Annotated in this window: 12 protein-coding genes; 9 read left to right on the top strand and 3 right to left on the bottom strand. The window is 48.0% G+C overall.

Features of this window, described 5'->3' with window-relative positions; translation table 11 throughout:
- Positions 1-100: 100 nt before the first annotated feature.
- The 3 genes from FXO21_RS17105 to FXO21_RS17095 all read right to left on the bottom strand — a co-directional run bounded on the left by FXO21_RS17105 (position 101) and on the right by FXO21_RS17095 (position 1,800).
- Positions 101-358: a Txe/YoeB family addiction module toxin gene (locus FXO21_RS17105; RefSeq protein ID WP_225865914.1), complete on the bottom strand. Its 258-nt coding sequence runs from the start codon at positions 356-358 to the stop codon at positions 101-103.
- Positions 358-564 carry a type II toxin-antitoxin system Phd/YefM family antitoxin gene (locus FXO21_RS17100; RefSeq protein ID WP_149641214.1) on the bottom strand — a complete coding sequence of 69 codons (207 nt, stop codon included), beginning with the start codon at positions 562-564 and terminating at the stop codon, positions 358-360. Before FXO21_RS17100 ends, FXO21_RS17105 begins: the two co-directional genes overlap by 1 nt.
- A 69-nt stretch (positions 565-633) precedes the next feature.
- Complete coding sequence (locus FXO21_RS17095; RefSeq protein ID WP_149641213.1) at positions 634-1,800, bottom strand: LacI family DNA-binding transcriptional regulator; 1,167 nt, start codon at positions 1,798-1,800, stop codon at positions 634-636.
- Positions 1,801-2,140: 340 nt separating this feature from the next.
- On the opposite strand from FXO21_RS17095, the gene FXO21_RS17090 reads away from it, so the two are divergent.
- From FXO21_RS17090 to FXO21_RS17050, 9 genes are all read left to right on the top strand, one after another.
- A complete protein-coding gene (locus tag FXO21_RS17090; protein WP_149641212.1) occupies positions 2,141-5,167 on the top strand; it encodes a SusC/RagA family TonB-linked outer membrane protein in 3,027 nt (1,008 codons plus the stop codon).
- Between the two features lie 23 nt (positions 5,168-5,190).
- Entirely contained in the window at positions 5,191-6,684 is a 1,494-nt protein-coding gene (locus tag FXO21_RS17085; RefSeq protein ID WP_149641211.1) for a RagB/SusD family nutrient uptake outer membrane protein, read from the top strand.
- Positions 6,685-6,753: 69 nt separating this feature from the next.
- Positions 6,754-7,677, top strand: a complete 924-nt coding sequence (locus FXO21_RS17080) for a hypothetical protein (RefSeq protein ID WP_149641210.1) — start codon at positions 6,754-6,756, stop codon at positions 7,675-7,677.
- A gap of 3 nt (positions 7,678-7,680) precedes the next feature.
- Positions 7,681-9,663: an FAD-dependent oxidoreductase gene (locus FXO21_RS17075; RefSeq protein ID WP_225865728.1), complete on the top strand. Its 1,983-nt coding sequence runs from the start codon at positions 7,681-7,683 to the stop codon at positions 9,661-9,663.
- A gap of 16 nt (positions 9,664-9,679) precedes the next feature.
- Positions 9,680-10,699, top strand: a complete 1,020-nt coding sequence (locus tag FXO21_RS17070; RefSeq protein ID WP_225865727.1) for an FAD:protein FMN transferase — start codon at positions 9,680-9,682, stop codon at positions 10,697-10,699.
- On the top strand, positions 10,696-13,266 hold the full coding sequence (locus FXO21_RS17065; protein ID WP_225865726.1) for a glycoside hydrolase family protein: 2,571 nt from the start codon (positions 10,696-10,698) through the stop codon (positions 13,264-13,266). The genes FXO21_RS17070 and FXO21_RS17065 overlap by 4 nt, the downstream gene beginning before the upstream one ends.
- A 185-nt stretch (positions 13,267-13,451) precedes the next feature.
- Positions 13,452-15,173 carry a sodium:solute symporter family protein gene (locus FXO21_RS17060; protein WP_149641209.1) on the top strand — a complete coding sequence of 574 codons (1,722 nt, stop codon included), beginning with the start codon at positions 13,452-13,454 and terminating at the stop codon, positions 15,171-15,173.
- A gap of 41 nt (positions 15,174-15,214) precedes the next feature.
- Positions 15,215-17,245: a glycoside hydrolase family 2 protein gene (locus tag FXO21_RS17055; protein ID WP_149641208.1), complete on the top strand. Its 2,031-nt coding sequence runs from the start codon at positions 15,215-15,217 to the stop codon at positions 17,243-17,245.
- A gap of 42 nt (positions 17,246-17,287) precedes the next feature.
- Complete coding sequence (locus FXO21_RS17050) at positions 17,288-19,561, top strand: FAD-dependent oxidoreductase (protein ID WP_149641207.1); 2,274 nt, start codon at positions 17,288-17,290, stop codon at positions 19,559-19,561.
- The last annotated feature ends 73 nt before the right edge of the window (positions 19,562-19,634 follow it).

Genomic DNA, 19,634 nt, shown 5'->3' with positions numbered 1-19,634 from the left:
GCCACGAATACGCGAATGAGGCACGAATGTATTAGTGCCTTATTCGCGTATTCGTGGCTCAAGACTTAATAGGTTTGCATCGTTCTTAATGTGTCGCAAGCTATTTTTCATAATGATAGCGACAACGGACAATGATGATTAAATCGTTCTCGACTTTATAAACCAGGCGATGCTCTTCGTTAATGCGTCTTGACCAATGGCCTGAAAAATTCGAGCGCAGCATTTCCGGCTTTCCTTTCCCTTCGAAAGGTGTCCGCAGGCACTCTTTGATCAATTCATTGATTTTCCTCGCGATAATTTTATCTGTTAATTGCCATTCCAGATAATCTTCCCAAGCGCCTGTCTGCCAGGCGAGCATCATGGTTCTATCAGATCCCGAAAAATGAACTTACCATTTTTAACATCGTCAATCGCCTTCAGCAAAAGCTCTCTGTTGCGAGGATCGCTCATTAAATAGTCGGTGGTGTCCATTTGGGCAGGCGATTCCTTTTGAGTTTTGATGGTCCTCAAAAAATTCCTGATCGCTCGTTTTTCCTTTTGTGACGGCACTGCAAGTCTCAACATAGTGAAGGTTTTAAAGATAAGTATGTGTTATGAAATGAGGAACCGGGACAAATATAGACAAAATCCCAGTTACCTGCTCCGTACCGACGAGCCCCTTACGATCAGTTCCGTTTTCAACACTTTGCGTTCATGCAAACTAATATTTTCAGCATCAACCAGTTGCAGAATCCACTCGGCGGTGGTTCGGCCCATTTCCAATGTCGGCTGCCGAATGGTCGTGAGCCCCGGCCCAATGTACGCTGACTCCGGATTATCGCTAAAACCGACTACCCCCAGCTCTTCCGGAATACGGATTCCCTTTTCTTTCGCGATCAGCATAATTTCAATCGCCGCAGAATCATTGACGGCAAAAATAGCATCGGGCCGCTCGGCGAGGTCGAGCAGATATTGACCGTAAATCCGCGCTTTTTGCTGGGTAAGCATCCCCTGGATCACCATGTGATCTTCAATACTTTTACCATATTTCTCCATCGCAGCCTGGTAACCACGTAACCTTTCACGGCTGACAAGCAGATTAAGCGGCCCGCCGAGGTGTGCTACTTTTTCATAACCATTCAGCAGGAGGTGCTCCACCGCCATAAATGCCGACTCAAAATCATTCGCTACCACTTTTGGAACGTCGATTTGTTCACAAACCCTATTGAACAGGATGAGCGGGATATCCCTTTTTTCAAACACACTTAAATGATCGAAATTGTTGGTTTCCTGTGTGAGCGAGATCAACAGGCCATCGACCCGGTTGGCGAGCATTGCCTTAGTATTCGAAATCTCAACCTGATACGATTCATTGCTTTGCATGATCGTGAGGTTGTAGCCGGCTTTGGTCAGCACCTCGTGCGCGCCTATAATCACATTGGGGAAAAATGGATTATGAAACTCCGGCACAATCATCCCGATCGTGTTAGTGCGGCTTTTTACCAGATTGTAAGCAAGCTGATTAGGCTGATAATCCAGCTGCGCCGCAGTATCCAGCACTGCCTGCCTCGTTTCAGGACTGATATCCGCGTGGCCGTGCAATGCACGGGAAACGGTTGAATTAGACACGCCCAATGTTTTGGCTATATCGATGATCGTGGTCTGGTGGCGCTTCCTTTTGAGCCGTACAGTCGTCGAAATGTCCTGTTCGGCAAATGTGAAATAGTAATTACAGGGTTTGCAAAGATAGCGCTGCTTGCCCCTGACGTAGCCCGCTTTCATAATCCCCTCCACCTGTCCGCACTTCACACATTTTATCATACAAATTGTATTATTTAAACAAACAGCCCGCTCATGCCCTGAAACTGCCTGCTACATATCCCCGATCACAAACATAAAGAATTATTATATTAAAAATACCTAAAACCATATATCGGTAACGTATTCGCAAACGTTACCGATACTTTTTGACGAATATTGAGATTTAATAGAATGTAAATAGGCTTGATTTAAGGGTTAGCAGCTGATAACTTCAATAAAAATCACCCTGCCTGCACTATTAAGGGGCATATTTCTCAATCATCGCAGCAGGCACGTGACGGAAATTATCTGTGTAGAATTGTATTATTCTGTTATTACAATCTAACCCTTTATCCTTTGTATGAAGAAACAAATACGAGTACTGTTCGGGCTACTTTGCTTATTGCTGAGCCTGACGCAAACCGCCTTCTCCCAATCGGGAACCGTTTCGGGAAAGGTGACTGATGAAAAAGGCGAGGTTGTTCCGGGAGCCAGTGTTACCGTAAAAGGAACGCAGCAAGGGACACTCACCACCGCAGAGGGCGATTTCAGCATTGATGCGCCTGCTAACGCCACGCTCGTTTTCTCGTTTGTGGGATACCTGGGAAAGGAAGTGAGCGTAAACGGACAAAGTAGAATCAATGTCACCTTGCAGACAGATACCAAAGCACTGGAAGAAGTCGTGGTTGTCGGTTATGGCACACAGCGCAAAGTTGAAACTACCGGCTCTATTGTCTCCGTTAAGGCTTCTGAACTTACGCAAACACCGGTAGCAAACCTGGCGCAAGGCTTACAGGCGCGGGTGGCGGGAATGCAGGTAAATCAGAACTCCGGTGCGCCGGGCGGGAATATCAGCGTCAGGATACGCGGGACCAACTCCATTAACGGATCCTCTGAGCCGCTTTATGTGATCGACGGAATTCAGATCTCAAATGGCGGGGGTATCACGGACGTCAGCCCGCTGTCTACAATTAACCCGAATGATATCGAATCGATCGAGGTTTTAAAGGATGCTTCTGCCTCGGCCATTTATGGCGCACGCGCTGCAAACGGGGTTGTTCTGATCACCACAAAAAGAGGGAAAAACGGTGCTACCCGCGTGACCTTCGACAGCTATTACGGAACCCAGAAAGTGACCAAACAACTCGACGTGCTGAATGCATCGCAATTTGCTCAGCTTGAAAATGAAGTTTTTAAAAACAATTATTACCCTGACCCTGCTTCACTTGGCGAAGGTGTCAATTGGCAGGACTACATTTTCAGAAAAGCCCCGATCCAGAACCACCAGCTTTCGGTGAATGGAGGCAATGAAAAAACACAGCTGGCGCTTTCTCTCAACTACTTCGACCAGCAGGGCACATTTATCGGTTCTGCTTTCAAACGATATTCTTACCGTGTCAACCTCGACCACCAGATCAGCAAGGCGATTAAGATCGGCACTAGTCTCATGGGAAGCTATTCGGTAAATGACGGTATCCAGACTGGCGGCGAAAACATCGGCGACGGCGGCGCGGTACTTTCATCTGTTTTGGGAGCAGCTATCGGCGCCCCTCCTACTTTGCAGCCTTACCGCCCCGATGGTACCATATTCCCGTTCGGCGAGCAGGCAGGAGGGCAGTATCGTGAGGTTACTAACCCGCTCAATTTTGCGCAGGTGAAAAATCTACGCTCAATCAAGAGAAACCTGATCAATGTATATGCGGATGTAAACCTGTTCAAAGGGCTTACTTACCGGGCTTCGTTTAATGTGGACCAGCGCGGGGAACTTTACGATTTTTACTCACCGAGATCTATTGTCAACAGAACCGACCTGAACGACAACTCGGGCTCCGGAACCAAGTCGAATGGCAATTTCCTGGCGCTTCTGCACGAAAGTATCTTAACCTACACGGCCAACGTCGGCAAAAACCATTCACTGAAAGCGACTGCCGTTTTTGGTACACAGCTTGAACAATCGAACAGCAACACGCTCAACGCCACAGGATTCCCGAACGATGCGACTGAAAACGAGGCCATGCAGCTTGCACTGACCCGGACCGTGAGTAGTGAACGGACCTCACAGCGTCTGGATTCGTATCTGGCTCGTGTCAATTATGGTTTCAAAGACAGATTCTTCCTTGACCTGACTGCACGGATCGACGGTTCCAGCAAATTCGGGGCCAATCATAAGTACGGATTATTCCCGGCAATATCAGCGGCTTACCGTATTATCGAAGAGCCGTTTATGAAAAGCGTTAACTGGATGTCGGACCTGAAACTGCGTGGTAGCTTCGGGATTACCGGCAATGCAGGAGGACTCATTCCATACCAGTCACTTGCCATCGCAGGCGCTACCGGCAGCAACTACATCATCGACCACACCTTCGTAACAGGTATTAACCCGACGGGCATTTCAAACCCTGACCTGCGCTGGGAGAAATCAACACAAAGTAATATTGGTATCGACATTGGCTTATTCAATAACCGCATTAGTCTGATCGCGGAGGCGTATTATAAAAAAACGGATGACCTGATCTATATCAAAGCATTGCCGATGAGTTCGGGGTATGGAAACATCCGCGGGAACTTTGCGGCACTGGAAAACAAGGGGCTTGAATTTTCGGCATCATCTCGTATCCTCGACGGGAAATTAAAATGGGACGTTTCGGCGAACGCGACCATTAATCGCAACAAGATTCTTGATCTTGACGGTGGAACGACGAAGGAACGCTTCATTACAACATACACGACCCTTACCGTTGGTCAACCCCTGGGAATGTTCAAAACGTACGTGTTCGACGGTATTAACCAAACCGGCGAGGCGATCCTGCCAGGGTATGACGGACGTGTCGGGGGCCATAAAGTAAAAGATGTCACAGGCGACAATGTGATTTCTGCCGCTGACCAGGTATTTGTAGGAAATCCCAATCCTAAGTTTATCTACGGAGTTTCCACAAACCTCTCATTTAAAGGGATTGATTTCAGCACATTCCTTTCAGGATCACAGGGTAACGACATTTACAATGCCAGCCGGCTGTCATTTGAAAACCCGCTGGGTCAACGGAATTTGCTCGCAGGCGTAGCCGATCGCTGGTCGCCGACCAATCCAAGCAACCAGTATGTAAGTGGTTTTCAGGGCGGACGTTTGCCTATTTCCAGCTACGTGGTCGAAGACGGGAGTTATCTCCGCTGCAAAAACATGACGCTCGGCTACACATTGCCGAAGTTTAAAGGAGTGGAAGGTATCCGCATTTACGCAAGCGCCAACAACCTGTTCACCATCACAAAGTACAGCGGATACGACCCCGAGGTGAATACTTACGCAGGTTCCAACACGGTGATCGGCGTCGACAACTTTGTATATCCCCAGTCGCGGTCGTTCCTGGGCGGCATTCAGGTGACATTCTAAATCCTCAAACAGCCATTTTATTTATGAAAACAAGATCTAAAATAGCAACATATATAGGTGCGCTCGGGGCTTCACTCCTGCTGCAATCCTGCGACCTGGAAGAGACGGTTTACTCTTCCATTTACACTGAAAATTTTTACAAGACCGCAGCCGATGCGGAGAAAGCATTGATTGGTGTTTACGGGGGAATTGCGGGAGTAGGCAACGCGCCTGCATTGACCATCGTGGCCGATTTCAGTGATGACCAGACTTATCCAAGAGGGGTGGTGGGCCGCAATACCCTTACACTGTTTACCTATGATGTCAACTACACGACGCAAAAAAGTAACGACCGTTTATTTGAGTCTCCTCAGCAAATCTGGCAATCCTGCTATGGAGGTATCGAGAAGGCCAACTGGCTGATCGCAAAGGTGCCGGATGCCTCAATGGACGAAACGCGTAAAAAACAGATTATCGGAGAGGCTTACTTTCTGAGGGCATTTTACCACTGGTTGCTGACCAAGAATTTCGGGGAAGTCCCTGTTAAAATCGCGCCGAGCTACTCCGAAGAGGATGCTTCCGTAGCAAAAAGCGCGAAAGCGGATATTTATAAACAGATTTACGCAGACCTGGAACAAGCTGAGTCAGCGGGATTGGCTTCCTTCCCGACTGTTGCCAAAGGCCGGGTCTCGCGCGAAGCGGCATTTGCATTACACGCCAAAGCCGCATTATACAATGAAGATTATCCGACAGCAATTGCAAAAGCAAAAGAAGTGATCACTTCGGGGAAACATGCATTGCTGCCTAATGTACTGGATGTATATCGTTACGATAATGAAGATGCTGCGCGGCTTGAAAACATATTCGCCTATGAGGTCGACCCGATTTCACCGGGATTGAGCCACCAGCTCGTCGGTTTATGCGGCCCTCCGGGAAGCGCGGGCCCCGCTTATGCAAGGACTTCTTACGGGTCGATGTTTGCATACCAGTCGTTTTTTGATTCGTTTAATCCTGCCGACAAGAGAAGACAATTACTGGACACCAGCTATATAGATAAGTCCGGCAAGGTCATATCCCAGCGCAACATCACGCCTATTACACCAGATGGTGTGCTGATCAAAAAATACATGGATCCGGTTTCGACCGTCGGTTTCATCCCCAACATTCCTATTCTGAGAATGCCGGATGTTTATCTGATCCTGGCAGAAGCAGAAGCCCGTCTGAACGGAGCCAATGCAGCAGCGCTTGAAGCAGTCAATGTCGTGCGCAAGCGCGCCGGTCTGCCCGATCTGAAAGCGGGAATTACAAAAGATGCATTGGTTGAAGCCATTTTACAGGAACGCGCGTGGGAATTCTTCGCCGAAGGTGACCGCTGGTATGATCTGACCCGCACCGGCAAATTCCTTACGGTCATTCCAAAAGCAGTCAATGCTGTTTATCCCGTTCGCAACGTCACCGCTAAAAACAAATATTTCCCTATTCCGCAGGATGAGCTCAATGCCAATTCCAAGATCGAACAGAATCCGGACTGGAAGTAACATGAATGAATGATTGATTGATTGAATGATTGAATAAATAGAAGCCGACAGCCGAAGTAATCTAATTTTATGCTCAACCTTCTGACCTTTTTCCTGCTCCTTCAAACTTCCCCTGCTCCGGACAAAGTGCGGGAGTTTACGGTCGTGGAAAATGATACTTTGAGCTATACTTTGAAGCTTGCACTGGATGATGCCGGCAGGCCGCAGTATTTTTTCAGGAACATTTTCACACCGGTTTGCTACACCAATGAATGCAAACCGGTGCATATTAATTTTTACTGGGACCTGCTGGGCAACTATATGCGCTTCGATCTGCCGCCAAACAAAGTGCTCACCAAAGTGGACCACGACGAGTTCAAGGAAGAAGATTACCAGAAGTTGCAGGACATTCTCGCGCAGCCTACCTCCATTTTTGCCGAATTGAAAATGGAAGACCTGATTACGACAGGCACCGAAAACCTGACCGACTCAGTAGACGTGAAGGCGGGGGCGACTTTAAAAACCATTAAAAATCAGGTGATAGATGGTGCGGTTTATACCTGCTATACACTCTGGCACATTGCATATGGGAAGGTGGTGCCGGAAATGCAAAAAATTATTGAAGAATACAGTGATGACAATTTGCTACACAGCTTTTTAAACAGCAGCAACTACCATTATCAATATTGGGCAATGGATAAAGTGGTGGATCCGAACGGCAATGTCCGGCGCAATTATGAAACTGATATTGAAAAGATTATCGGCGGAAAAAACATTTTCATAGCAAAGAACGCATTACAACGTGTGGGGGAAAGCTTTTTAGCAGGACAAGAAAAGCAAAGCTGGCTTTGGCAGACTTACCAAAAATCTCCCTACGCTTTACAGATCGCTATTCTGAAAAAACTGCAATCCGTCCCGGTCACCGACTCAGTCAAGGAAAACCTGAAAGCCAGTCTTCCCGAATCCAATCAAGAACAAGCATCGCTAATTAATCAAATATTGGCAAAAAACTAACTCATGAAAACATCTTACAAAATCCTAAATCCATTTAAGATCCCCGGGCTGAAGCCCGGGGCAATTGATTTTTTATTGAATTCCCGCCGGCTTCAGCCGACGGAAAAGACTATAGAAAAGACAATGGGAAATACGATGCTATCAGGACCAAAGCCCGGAACAATTGATTTCTTATTCAATGCCCGTTGGCTTCAGCCAACGGTATTGTTTCTAATATTTTTCTCTTTTTCTGTTTCTGCCCAAAATCATGTATTCGTTGAGACAGAATCGTTTGCAGACAAAGGCGGCTGGGTGATTGATCAGCAATCTTTTGTCGTAATGGGCTCATCTTACCTGATGGCGCATGGTATGGGGCGACCTGTAAAAGATGCTACCACCACGGTACAGTTCCCTAAAACCGGTAAGTACCGGATGTGGGTGCGGACAAAAGACTGGGCACCATTTCCGAAGGGTCCGGGGAAGTTCAGGCTGATTATTGATGGTAAACCTGTCGATATGGTCTTTGGAGAAAGCGGGTCGGATGAATGGAAATGGTATGACGCCGGGCAAATGGACTTGAAAGCCGGCCAGGTAAAGCTTGCAATAAAAGACCTGACAGGCTTCAATGGCCGCTGCGATGCCATTTTATTTACCGACGAGCTGAAATTCACCCCACCAAATAAGCTTGAAGGACTGACTGCCTTTCGCAAAAAACTTTTGAACCTCACCGACAAACCAATGGACGCTGGTCAGTTTGACCTGGTGGTCGTAGGCGGGGGGATTGCCGGCACCTGTGCTGCAATTTCCGGGGCAAGAATGGGACTGAAAGTTGCACTGATCCAGGACAGGCCCGTGCTTGGCGGAAACAACAGTTCGGAGGTGCGCGTGCATTTGATGGGGGACGTCGATAAAAATCATTACCCAAAATTGGGGCGGATTGTTCGCGAAATGGATAATGGTGATCCCGGAAACGGTAATCCGGATGCCAAAGAATATGGTGACGCGCGCAAGATTTCAATCGTGAAAGCCGAGCCTAATATTTCCCTGTTTCTAAACACGCATGTGTATAAAGTTGAAAAAGAGAATGATATCATTACTGCGGTGGTAGGCCGCGATATCGCTACGAACCAGGAAACACGGTTTGCCGGATCGTTCTTTACAGATTGTACCGGCGACGGAACCATCGGCTTTTTAGCAGGTGCAGAGTTCAGGATGGGACGAGAAAGCAAGGCCGAAACGGGCGAATCGCTGGCGGCTGAAAAGGCGGATGATTTCACACTCGGCACTTCCAACCTGTGGGCCTCCCTGCCGCGAGATACCGTTTCTTCATTTCCGGAAACACCCTGGGCGATCCAGTTTTCCGACGAATACCATATCGACGAACCCAAAGCCGACTGGCAATGGGAAACCGGCTTCGGGAATTTCAATACCATAACAGACGCCGAGAAAATCCGCGATCACAACCTCCGCGCGATCTACGGAAACTGGTCTTATCTGAAAAAGAACAAGGCAGCGAAATACGCGAAACATGAACTGGCGTGGGTTGCCTACATTGGTGGAAAAAGGGAATCGAGGCGTATTATCGGCGATCATATACTGAACCAAATGGATATTCAGGAAGGTAAGTTTTATCCCGACGGCTCGGTAACCGCTACCTGGACGATCGACCTGCATTTTCCCGACGCGAAGAACAGCAAGTATTTCGAAGGCCAGGAGTTTTTTGCCGGAACAAAACATATTAAGGTCGCTCCCTACACAATTCCTTATCGCTGCTTATATTCCAAAAACATTCAAAACCTGTTCATGGCGGGAAGAAATATCAGCACGACGCACGTCGCATTCGGCAGTACAAGAGTAATGCGGACTTGCGGAATGATGGGTGAGGTAGTCGGGTTCGCAGCTTCTTTGACAAAGAAATACAAAACCACTCCCCGGGGTGTTTATGAGCATCATTTACCGGAACTGATGGGAATCCTGAAAGGAGAAACAGTAGAGCCGCAGCCTTGAGTAACATACTGATTTGATGACTTTGAAAATTTCGTTTGCGCTTTTTTTAGTGGTATTGCAAATGCTTCTTACCCCGGTGAATGCGGAAACCGCCGGGGATGAGCGGATGATCTCTATTTCCGGCGAGGCGCAGGGTACTACCTATCATATTAAATATTTTGATCAGCGCAACCGGAATTTCAAAGTCCAGATTGACTCCATCCTCACGGATTTCGATCTATGCTTATCCTTGTATCGTAAAGATTCAGAGATCGTTACATTTAATAATAGTACCGGATCACACAAGTTCAAGTCGCCGTATTTTTATCCGGTTTTAAAAAAATCCAGAGAAATATACCTGGCCACAAAAGGCGCTTTTGATCCTACGATCATGCCGCTGACGGAAGCACTTGGATTTGGTGCCAGGCGTACCGATCCTGAGCTCGCTAACGTCGACTCACTGCTCCAATATGTAGGTTTTGACAAGATTCGCTTTGATGCCAGATCTATCACAAAAGCTAAAACAGGTATCAGGATCGATATGAACGGAATTGCACAGGGCTATTCGGTGGATATCATCAGCGCATTTCTCAGCAGTCAAAAAATAGACCGGTTTATGGTGGAGATCGGCGGTGAGGTGGTTTGTCGGGGAAATAAAAACGGGCACAGTCCGTGGGTAGCAGGAATTGAAAATCCGCTTAAACCGGGGACGCTCTTTGCCACTGCCAGACTGAGTGACCGTGCGATGACAACAGCTGGTAATTATCACAATCATTTCACCAAAAATGGCCGCGTTTTCAACCATATTATCAACCCAAAAACGGGCTCCATGGAAGAATCATCTTTGCTAAGCGTTACCGTTTTCGCCAAAGACGCAATCACCGCAGATGGTTATGACACCGCGTTTTTTGTCATGGGGCTGGAAGCGACAAAGCAATTTTTAACACAACACAGTGACCTCGATGCCTACCTGATTTACACCGGTGAAAACGGTAAAATCGAGGGTTACAGGACAAAAGGGATTCAGGAATTTATAACGGAAACACATAACCCATGAGAATAACTTCAGCGATATTATGTGCCTTCTTATTATCAGGAGCAGCATTTGGTCAGAAGAAACACCCGAACCAACTGAGCAATGATCATATTAAAGTTGTGTGGCAGGGAAAGGCAGACGGCACATTTCCGATCGCCACTTTACAGGTAAAAAAGGAAGGAAAGTGGATTGAAGGGCCAAAGCCTTCGGGTGAACATACTTTACTGTACTCAGCCACAAAACCCTCAACGGAACCTACCGAAACCTTTGAAAAAATTACAGGTGGGAAATTCCCGGAAGAGGCTTACCATTACCAGCAGGAACAATGGAAGGAAAGTATCAACGACGTTTCCCTCAACAAAGCCGGACAGGCGTTTCATTTTCTGCCGGGTAAAATGTTGATCAAATCGGATGCGATCGAATTTTCGAAAGAAACCGGGGTAGCGACTGTAACCTCCAACTGGCGCATCGACCCGCAAAACCCAACGGATGTTCTTGTTAAAATGACCGTTAAAGCGAAGGCGAAAGGTTACTTTTCAATGGCCACTCCTACGCTGGGAACCGTAGCCCAGGAGCAGCTCGGCTGGACTTCAGTACCAGGTTACTTCCAGGGAAACGCTTTGCAGAAGAATTTCGCATTGGCCTATGCCTACGGTCACGGCGTGCCCGACCGCCCGGTTGTGTATCGCGAGCGGTGCGCCACAACATTGAGCCCGCTCGTTACTACTAAAAACGGCGTCACATTATCTGTCATTCCGGAACCCGGACTGGCGAGAGATCCGTGGGCCAAAGACAAGATCACCCAAACGGACTGGCACATTGGCCTGTCGCATATGAACCGCAAAGGGCAGCTCGCGCCTACTATTTACTATCCGGTTCTGGGTGAAAAAAGCTCAGAACTCAATGCAGGAGAAGAATATAGCTTTTCTTTCCGGTATAGCCTCATTGCCGGTGATTGGTTCCAGGCGATCAAACATGCTGCAAATGATATTTATAAGTTTGACGAAACATTAAGCCTTCGTCAGAGCAAACAATCTCTGACCGATCGCATTGAAAAAATGCATCATTACCTTACTGATCCAAAAACTTCTCTCTGGAACATTGAAGAATTTAAAGGAAAACAAATAGGCGCGCAATCTTACCTCGGTGGTGTAGTGGGTTCGGATAAGGACGCGATGAAAAACTCAGATTATGGAGCAATGTGGATGCTGGCCCACGCCACAAACGACCCCGAGCTGACCGGCAAAGTGCTGCCTCCTGCCAAAAATTTCAAGCTCGTCCAGCAGCAAACCGACGAAGGCTTTTTTAAAGGTTCGGTGGAGGGGCAATACTACCTGGCGAAAAAGAAAAAGTTTGTCGAAGAATGGGGCGAGGTGGTCGAACCAATCGCGCTTACTTACTATGTCATGCTGGATATTGGCAATATGCTGCTTTTTGAGCCAGGTGATACCGAATTGAAAACACGCCTGAAATATGGTGCGGATAAACTGTTGAGCTGGCAAAAAGCCGACGGAAGCTGGGCAGTAGCTTATGACCGCAAAACGGAGCAAGGAGCATTCAAAGACATTAAGGATGTGCGGCCGACATTTTATGGAATGATCGTCGCCTATCGGCTCCTTAAAGATGAAAAATACCTGAAAGCTGCACAAAAGGGCGCTGATTGGTTTATTAAAAATGCAGTGGAAACGGGTTCTTTCCTCGGTGTGTGCGGCGACGCGCGTTACGCGCCGGATTTTGCAACCGGACAATCGGCGCAGGCTCTGCTGGATCTTTATGATTTTACCAAAAACAAAAAGTACCAGGACGCGGCTGTTACCTGCGCGAAAATCTACACCACTTCTATTTACACCCATCCTATCGCCAACCATAATCCTAAAACCGTCAACGGAATAGCGCGGGAAGACTGGGAGATCAGCCAAACCGGCCTGAGCTTCGAGCATGGCGGAATTTTCGGCTCCGCGACGCGCCATGGACCTATCCAGCTGGCCAGTCACGCAGGAATGTTTATCCGGATGTACAAGCTCACCGGTGAGCAGATTTTCGCAGATATGGCCCGTTCAGCTGCCATCGGCCGCGACGCATTTGTGGACAGCAAAACGAGTGTTGCGTCTTACTACTGGAATGCGATGAACCGCGGGGCCGGCCCCTATCCTCACCACGCCTGGTGGCAGATCGGCTGGATCACGGATTACCTGCTTTCGGAGGTGGAATTAAGATCCAATGGAAAGATCAGTTTCCCTAGAGGTTTCGTAACCCCAAAAGTTGGCCCGCACCAGACTTATGGTTTTGAAGCTGGGACCGTTTACGGCGATAAAGCGAAACTGGTTATCAAAGAAGGACTTGCCGAGCCAGATAAGCCTGCCATTGAATGCATTACCGCCCAATCGACGTCCAAAAACAGCATTTACATTATCCTGATGAACAATAGTTCTGCACAAACGGATTTTGCATTGAAAATAGATGAAACCAAAATCGGCGGATCAAAAAAGATTAGTGCATTGAAATGGCTGGAAAACAACCAAGCGGCAAAAATCGATCAAATAAAAATTCAACCATTCGAACAAAAAACCATCGAAATCCAATTTTAATCTGTTTCCGTCGCCTGAAGGCGGCGGCTATTGATTGATAATCTCTAATCAATTCCCGTCGTCTTCAGACGACGGACAATCATAAATCAATTTCAATTCAATTCCCGTCATCTTCAGACGACGGATAATCATAAATCAATCTCAATTCAATACCCGTCATCTTCAGATGACGAATAATCATAAATATGAATAGCTCAATTGATACAATCGTCATCCTCGTTTTCTCAGCGTTCGTATTGGGGATCGGAATGCTTTTCGCCCGGACGGGGCGGAATCTGAAATCCTTTTTTGCGGGTGGGGAGGCGGTTCCTTGGTTTATCGGTGGGTTATCACTTTTTATGAGTTTTTTTTCCGCGGGAACATTCGTAGCCTGGGGATCAATAGCTTATAAACATGGCTGGGTTGCCATTACCATCCAATGGACTATGTGCATTGGTGCACTGATTACCGCACTGTATCTGGCGCCACGCTGGAAGAGAACAGGTGCGTTAACAGCGGCAGAATTCATTCGGGAGCGACTTGGCTTACCTGTTCAGAAGACTTATATCTTCATCTTTACATTGGTTTCTGTCTTTATAAAAGGCTCGGTTCTATACCCTGTCGCCAAGCTTGTGAGTGCCTCGCTGGACTTACCATTAGTTCCTTGTACCGTTGGATTGGGGCTTTTTATGATTGCTTATACCGCGGTAGGCGGCCTTTGGGCAGTAATGGTGACGGACATTCTGCAGTTTGTGGTTTTGTCGGCCGCCGTGTTCATTCTGCTTCCATTGTCTTTTGATAAAGTTGGTGGCTGGGAAGGTTTCACCCAAGCAGTTCCTGACGATTTTTTCAATCTCTTGAATGGTGAATATACCCTTGGCTTCGTCGCCGCATTTGTCATTTACCACATCTGTTACATTGGCGGAAACTGGACGATGGTACAGCGTTATACAAGTGTGGATAGTGAAAAATCGGCTAAAAAAGTGGCATGGCTCTTTGCTGGCTTATACCTGATCAGTCCAATCATCTGGATGCTGCCGCCGATGATCTACAAGGCGATCAACCCTGCATTAACCGGCCTGGACACCGAAAATGCGTACCTGATGATCTGCAAACTGGTACTGCCTCCGGGACTATTGGGCTTGATGCTCACCGGAATGTACTTTTCTACCTCGGCCAGCGCCAATACAGCATTAAATGTCGTGTCGGCTGTTTTTACCAATGACATTTATAAAGGTATGGTCAACCCGAAAGCTTCCGACAAGCAGCTGATCCGGGTGGCGCGTGGTTCCTCCTGGTTTTTTGGTTTGGGAATGATCGGCATTGCATTGCTGGTTCCGGCGGCGGGAGGTATTGTGGAAGTGGTTTTGAGCATTTCAGCGATTTCTGGCGGTCCGCTTCTGGCGCCGCCGCTATGGGCGCTTTTTTCCAAAAGGCTGAATAGCACCGTCACGTTATGGGTAACCGGGATCGGACTTTCGGTTAACCTGTTTTTCAAAATTCTGGCCCCGCTCCTGCTGGATTTCAAACTATCGAGAGGAATGGAAACGATCGTCGGCGTGGGGCTTCCACTGGCACTTTTACTCGCCTATGAACTTTGGGCGCGCTCTAAAGACGTCATAGCAAAGGAATATCTGACCTATCTGGAAACCAAAGAACAAAAGCGCATTGATGCACTGGAAATCAATGAAGAAGAGGCGATTGAGATCAAACGTCAGAACCGTTTCGGCCTCCGCGTTATTACGGGTGCATTGCTTTTTACCGCTGTGATGCTTTTTATACTGAGTGTAATGACCACCTCCGGAACCATCGTCACCGCCGTCGTAGCCACCGTCGTGCTGTTTTCGGCATTGATTCCATTTGTAGCGTCCCGGAAAGTTAGTGTTGGCGAGATTTTACCAATTCAAGAAAATCATCCGCACGAATGACTCTTTACTTATAATCCTTTTCGAATTCCTTAACGCATTTTATGAACAACAAATTTAGAACGCTGCTTCTGATCGTTGCTTGCTGGATCTCTCAAAACGGCTTCGCGCAGTATCATATTAAAGATCCCGGGGCGATATCGCTGAATGGGGACTGGATGTTTGTGCTCGACCCGGCCGAGCTTGGACTGTCGAATCAATGGTATAAAGAAGGCGTGGCCAAATCTTCGCGACAGGATATCGTAACCGTGCCACATTGCTTCTCGACGGATCCGCGCTATGAATTTTACACCGGAACAGCCTGGTACCGTAAATCGTTTCCATGGAAACCAACCTCCGGCAAGCGTATAATCCTTCATTTTGATGCAGCTTATTATAAGACTTATGTATGGCTGAACGGTCAAAAAGTCGGCGAGCATGAAGGTGGCTATACGCCATTTAGCTTTGATGTAACTTCTTTGTTGAAAGAAGGTGGGAACGAGCTGGTGGTTGCAGTCAACAATAATACGTGGAAAACGAACACCATCCCGGGGGTAAAGGATAATGGTGATGTCAATGATTCGTTTGTCGGCTGGGTGAATTATGGGGGACTGATCCGTCCGGTTTACCTGACGATCGAGCCGGAGGTTTATGCTGAAAATATCAAGATTGAAACAACACCCGATCTTTCTAAAAACTCTGCGAGCATTACTGCGAGGATTCGTGTGAAAAACGCTTCTCAAAATGCAGCTGCGCCAAAAGTAGATATCTCGGTCTTTCATGACAAAAAACCTCTCGCATTGAAATGGAAAACAAAACCGACCAGCATCCCGGCCGGCCTAACTGCCCTTGTTGAGGCAGAAGCCAGCATTCCAGCCTCGCAGGTAAAGCTTTGGTATCTCGACCAGCCAAATTTATACGAACTGAAAGCTAACGTGGGCTCCGACTCGATCGGCTCAAAGTTTGGCATCCGAAAAATCGAAATCCGCGACGCACAGATCCTCCTCAATGGCAAGCCGCTGAAAGTGGGAGGTGGCAACCGCGTACTGGATTATCCCGGCCTCGGTTCCATGGAGCCGGACTGGCTTGTAGAAAAAGATTTCCGCCTGATGAAAGAAGCCGGTATGGAATTCCAGCGCCTGACGCATTATACACCGGCCGAATATTATTATGACCTCGCAGATAAATACGGTATGCTGATCATCACCGAAGTGGGTAACTGGCAGCTTACCGGCAAGCAAATGGACAATGATTCCATGCGCGCCAATTTCAAATCTCAGTTCCGGGAAATGGCTGAGCGCGACTGGAACCACCCGAGTGTGATCGCTTACAGCGTTGGCAATGAATATCTGTCCGAAGAACCCGCTGGTCAGCGCTGGACGAAGGACATGATTGCATTCGCCAGGGAGGTTGACCCTACGCGGCTATATACTTTCGCTACGATGAGGCTCAATGCATTGCCAGCGAAACCGGAGGACGAAGCAAGTCAGTATGTCGATTTTGTATCGACCAACACCTATGGCGGGCATGCCAAATCACTCGATCATATTCACAAACTATATCCTGATAAGCCTGTATTTATCAGCGAATGGGGTACGCGCTCGGACGGAAACGGAGGCGAGGCATATCAGGCGCAGCATATCAGGGACGTAATGGCCGAAATCCGCAAAAGACCTTACGTAGCCGGAGCTTCGTGGTGGACTTACAATGATTATCGCAGCAAATTATTCGGCACCAATGTAAATGGCTTTCGCCCGTGGGGAATCGTAGGTCCGGACCGTTCTCCACGCCGCGCCTACAAGGTTCATCAGGAGGAAATGTCGCCGTTAACGGTTGAAAAGGTCAGCTACCGGTCAGGAGAGCAAGGCACTAGCGCCTTGACTATTAAAGTTACAGCACGGGCTGATTTCCCTGCGCGCAGGCTATCCGGGTACTACATCAAAACTTCGGACACAAAGGTGAGTATACCCGAACTAAACCCCGGCGAGAGCAGGGAAGTACTTGTTCCGGTCCGGGGCTTTGAAGGGAAAGCGCATATTTCGATCTATAAACCAACGGGTTTCCTTGCGACGGAAGCTGAATTTGCATTGGAATAAAGCGCCTCGCTTTGAGCCATTGACGTAAAAAAATTTAACAAAATGATACAAGAAGAAGCTTCTGCGAAAAGAACACCGAAAACCATTGAATCTGCGGCTGATCTGGTGATTGTAGGAGGAGGATTAACGGGTACCTGTGCAGCAATTACCGCTGCCCGTGCGGGATTAAAAGTGATTCTGGTACAGGACAGGCCGGTTTTGGGTGGAAACTGTTCCAGCGAAGTCCGGCTTTGGATTCTTGGCGCCACATCGCACATGGGCAACAACAATCGCTGGGCACGCGAGGGCGGGGTGATCGACGAGATTATGCTCGAAAACATTTACCGGAATCCCGACGGTAACCCGCTTATTTTCGACACGGTATTATTGGAAAAAGTAGTTCAGGAAAAAAATATCACCCTATTATTGAACACCGCGGTTTTTGATCTTGATAAAAAACCGAATGCGGACGAAATAGACACCGTCTACGCTTTTTGCAGTCAGAACAGTACAAAATATGTACTTTCCGCACCGCTATTCTGCGACGCTTCCGGCGATGGGATTGTCGGTTTCCTGGCCGGCGCGGCATTCAGAATGGGCGCTGAATCGATGGAGGAATTTGGAGAAAAATTTGCACCGGACAAAGCTTACGGCGAACTCCTTGGGCACTCTATGTACTTCTATTCCAAAGATATAGGCCGGCCGGTAAAGTTTATTCCACCCTCCTATGCTTTGCAGGACATTACTGAAATTCCGAGATATAAGACCTTTAACCCAAAAGATTTCGGCTGCCGTCTCTGGTGGCTGGAATTCGGAGGGCGACTGGACACGGTGCACGACACCGAACAGATCAAGTGGGAATTGTGGCGAGTGGTCTACGGAGCCTGGAATTATATTAAAAATTCGGGGGAGTTTCCCGAGTCTGAAAATATGACCCTGGAATGGGTGGGTACCATTCCGGGAAAACGCGAAAGTCGCCGGTTTGAAGGTGACTATCTGATCAAACAACAGGATATTGTTAAGCAAACTGCATTTGAAGATACCGCGGCGTTCGGCGGATGGAGCCTCGACCTCCATCCTGCCGACGGCGTGTACAGCGACCAGTCAGGCTGTAACCAGTGGCACAGTAAAGGCGTATACAGCATTCCTTACAGGTGTTATTATAGCAAAAACATCAGTAACCTCTTCATTGCCGGGCGCATTATCAGCGCTACGCACGTCGCGTTTGCCTCAACCCGTGTCATGGCCACAAGTGCAGTGGGAGGACAGGCAGTTGGGATCGCCGCTGCGCTTGCTAAAAAATACAATTGCACGCCCCGCGAAGTAGGTACGCAGCATTTGGAAGAATATCAGCTGGAACTCTGGCGATCAGGCCAATATCTACCTCAAACGCAAATAACAGACCCTGCTGACTTGGCCCAAAAGGCGACGATTACTGCGTCGTCCAGTCTCCATTTGACCGAACTTTCAGGCTCGGGGCACTGGCTTGCGATCGAGCATTCCGTTGCGCAAATGCTGCCTGTGGCCGGTGCAGTTCCCGCCGTCACGATCCAGGTCGAGGCTTTGGAAAATACGGTACTGGAAGTGGAATTGCGCAAAAGCAGTGAGGTTTTCAATCACACGCCCGACGTAACGCTGGAAACCAAATCTGTTCAACTTACAGCCGGAAAACATGAGCTTACGCTGGAATGGTTGGCGAATATGCCGGAGAGTTGTTATGTTTTTGTTTGTCTGATGAAAAACAAGAGTGTGAAAGTCCAGTATTCCGATGAACGAGTGACCGGGCTGCTGACCGTTTTCAACGCGACGAACCCGGCTGTTTCCAACTATGGAAAGCAGGAACCAACGGAGGATCTGGGCGTTGATACTTTTGAATTCTGGTGTCCCCAACGCAGGCCCGCAGGTCGCAATCTCGCTTTTCGCCTCAGCGCGCCTATTTCTTTATTTGAGCCAAAAAATCTTTGTAACGGACTGCACAGGCCGATTTCTTCGCCTAATGCCTGGGTAGCAGATTTCGCTGACAAAAATCCTTCGGTAAAAATCGAATGGCAGGAACCGGTGACGATTTCGAGAATTGAGCTTGTATTTGACACCGATTCGGACCACCCGATGGAGAATGTGATTTATGTGCATCCGGAAACGGTTATGCCCTTTTGCGTGTGTGATCTGAAAATCGCGGATGAAAATGGACAGGTTATTGGAAAAATAGAAGGGAATCATCAGACCAAAAGAACCATATCGTTAGATACGCCGGTCGAGACAAAGTCACTGCATCTGACAATATTAAGCAAAAATGAGCACGTACCTGCTGCAATTTTTGAAGTTCGCTGTTATTGATCCGCGTCTGTTTTCAAGGCTGACAGTTCGCAATTTTCTTTTCTGACAAAATCAGGGGAAGGAGCGCAGGATC

It is taken from the genome of Dyadobacter sp. UC 10 (assembly GCF_008369915.1).
Lineage (GTDB): Bacteria > Bacteroidota > Bacteroidia > Cytophagales > Spirosomataceae > Dyadobacter.
The sequence above is the reverse complement of the archived record's forward strand: the minus strand, read 5'-3'. Positions and strand labels throughout refer to the sequence as shown.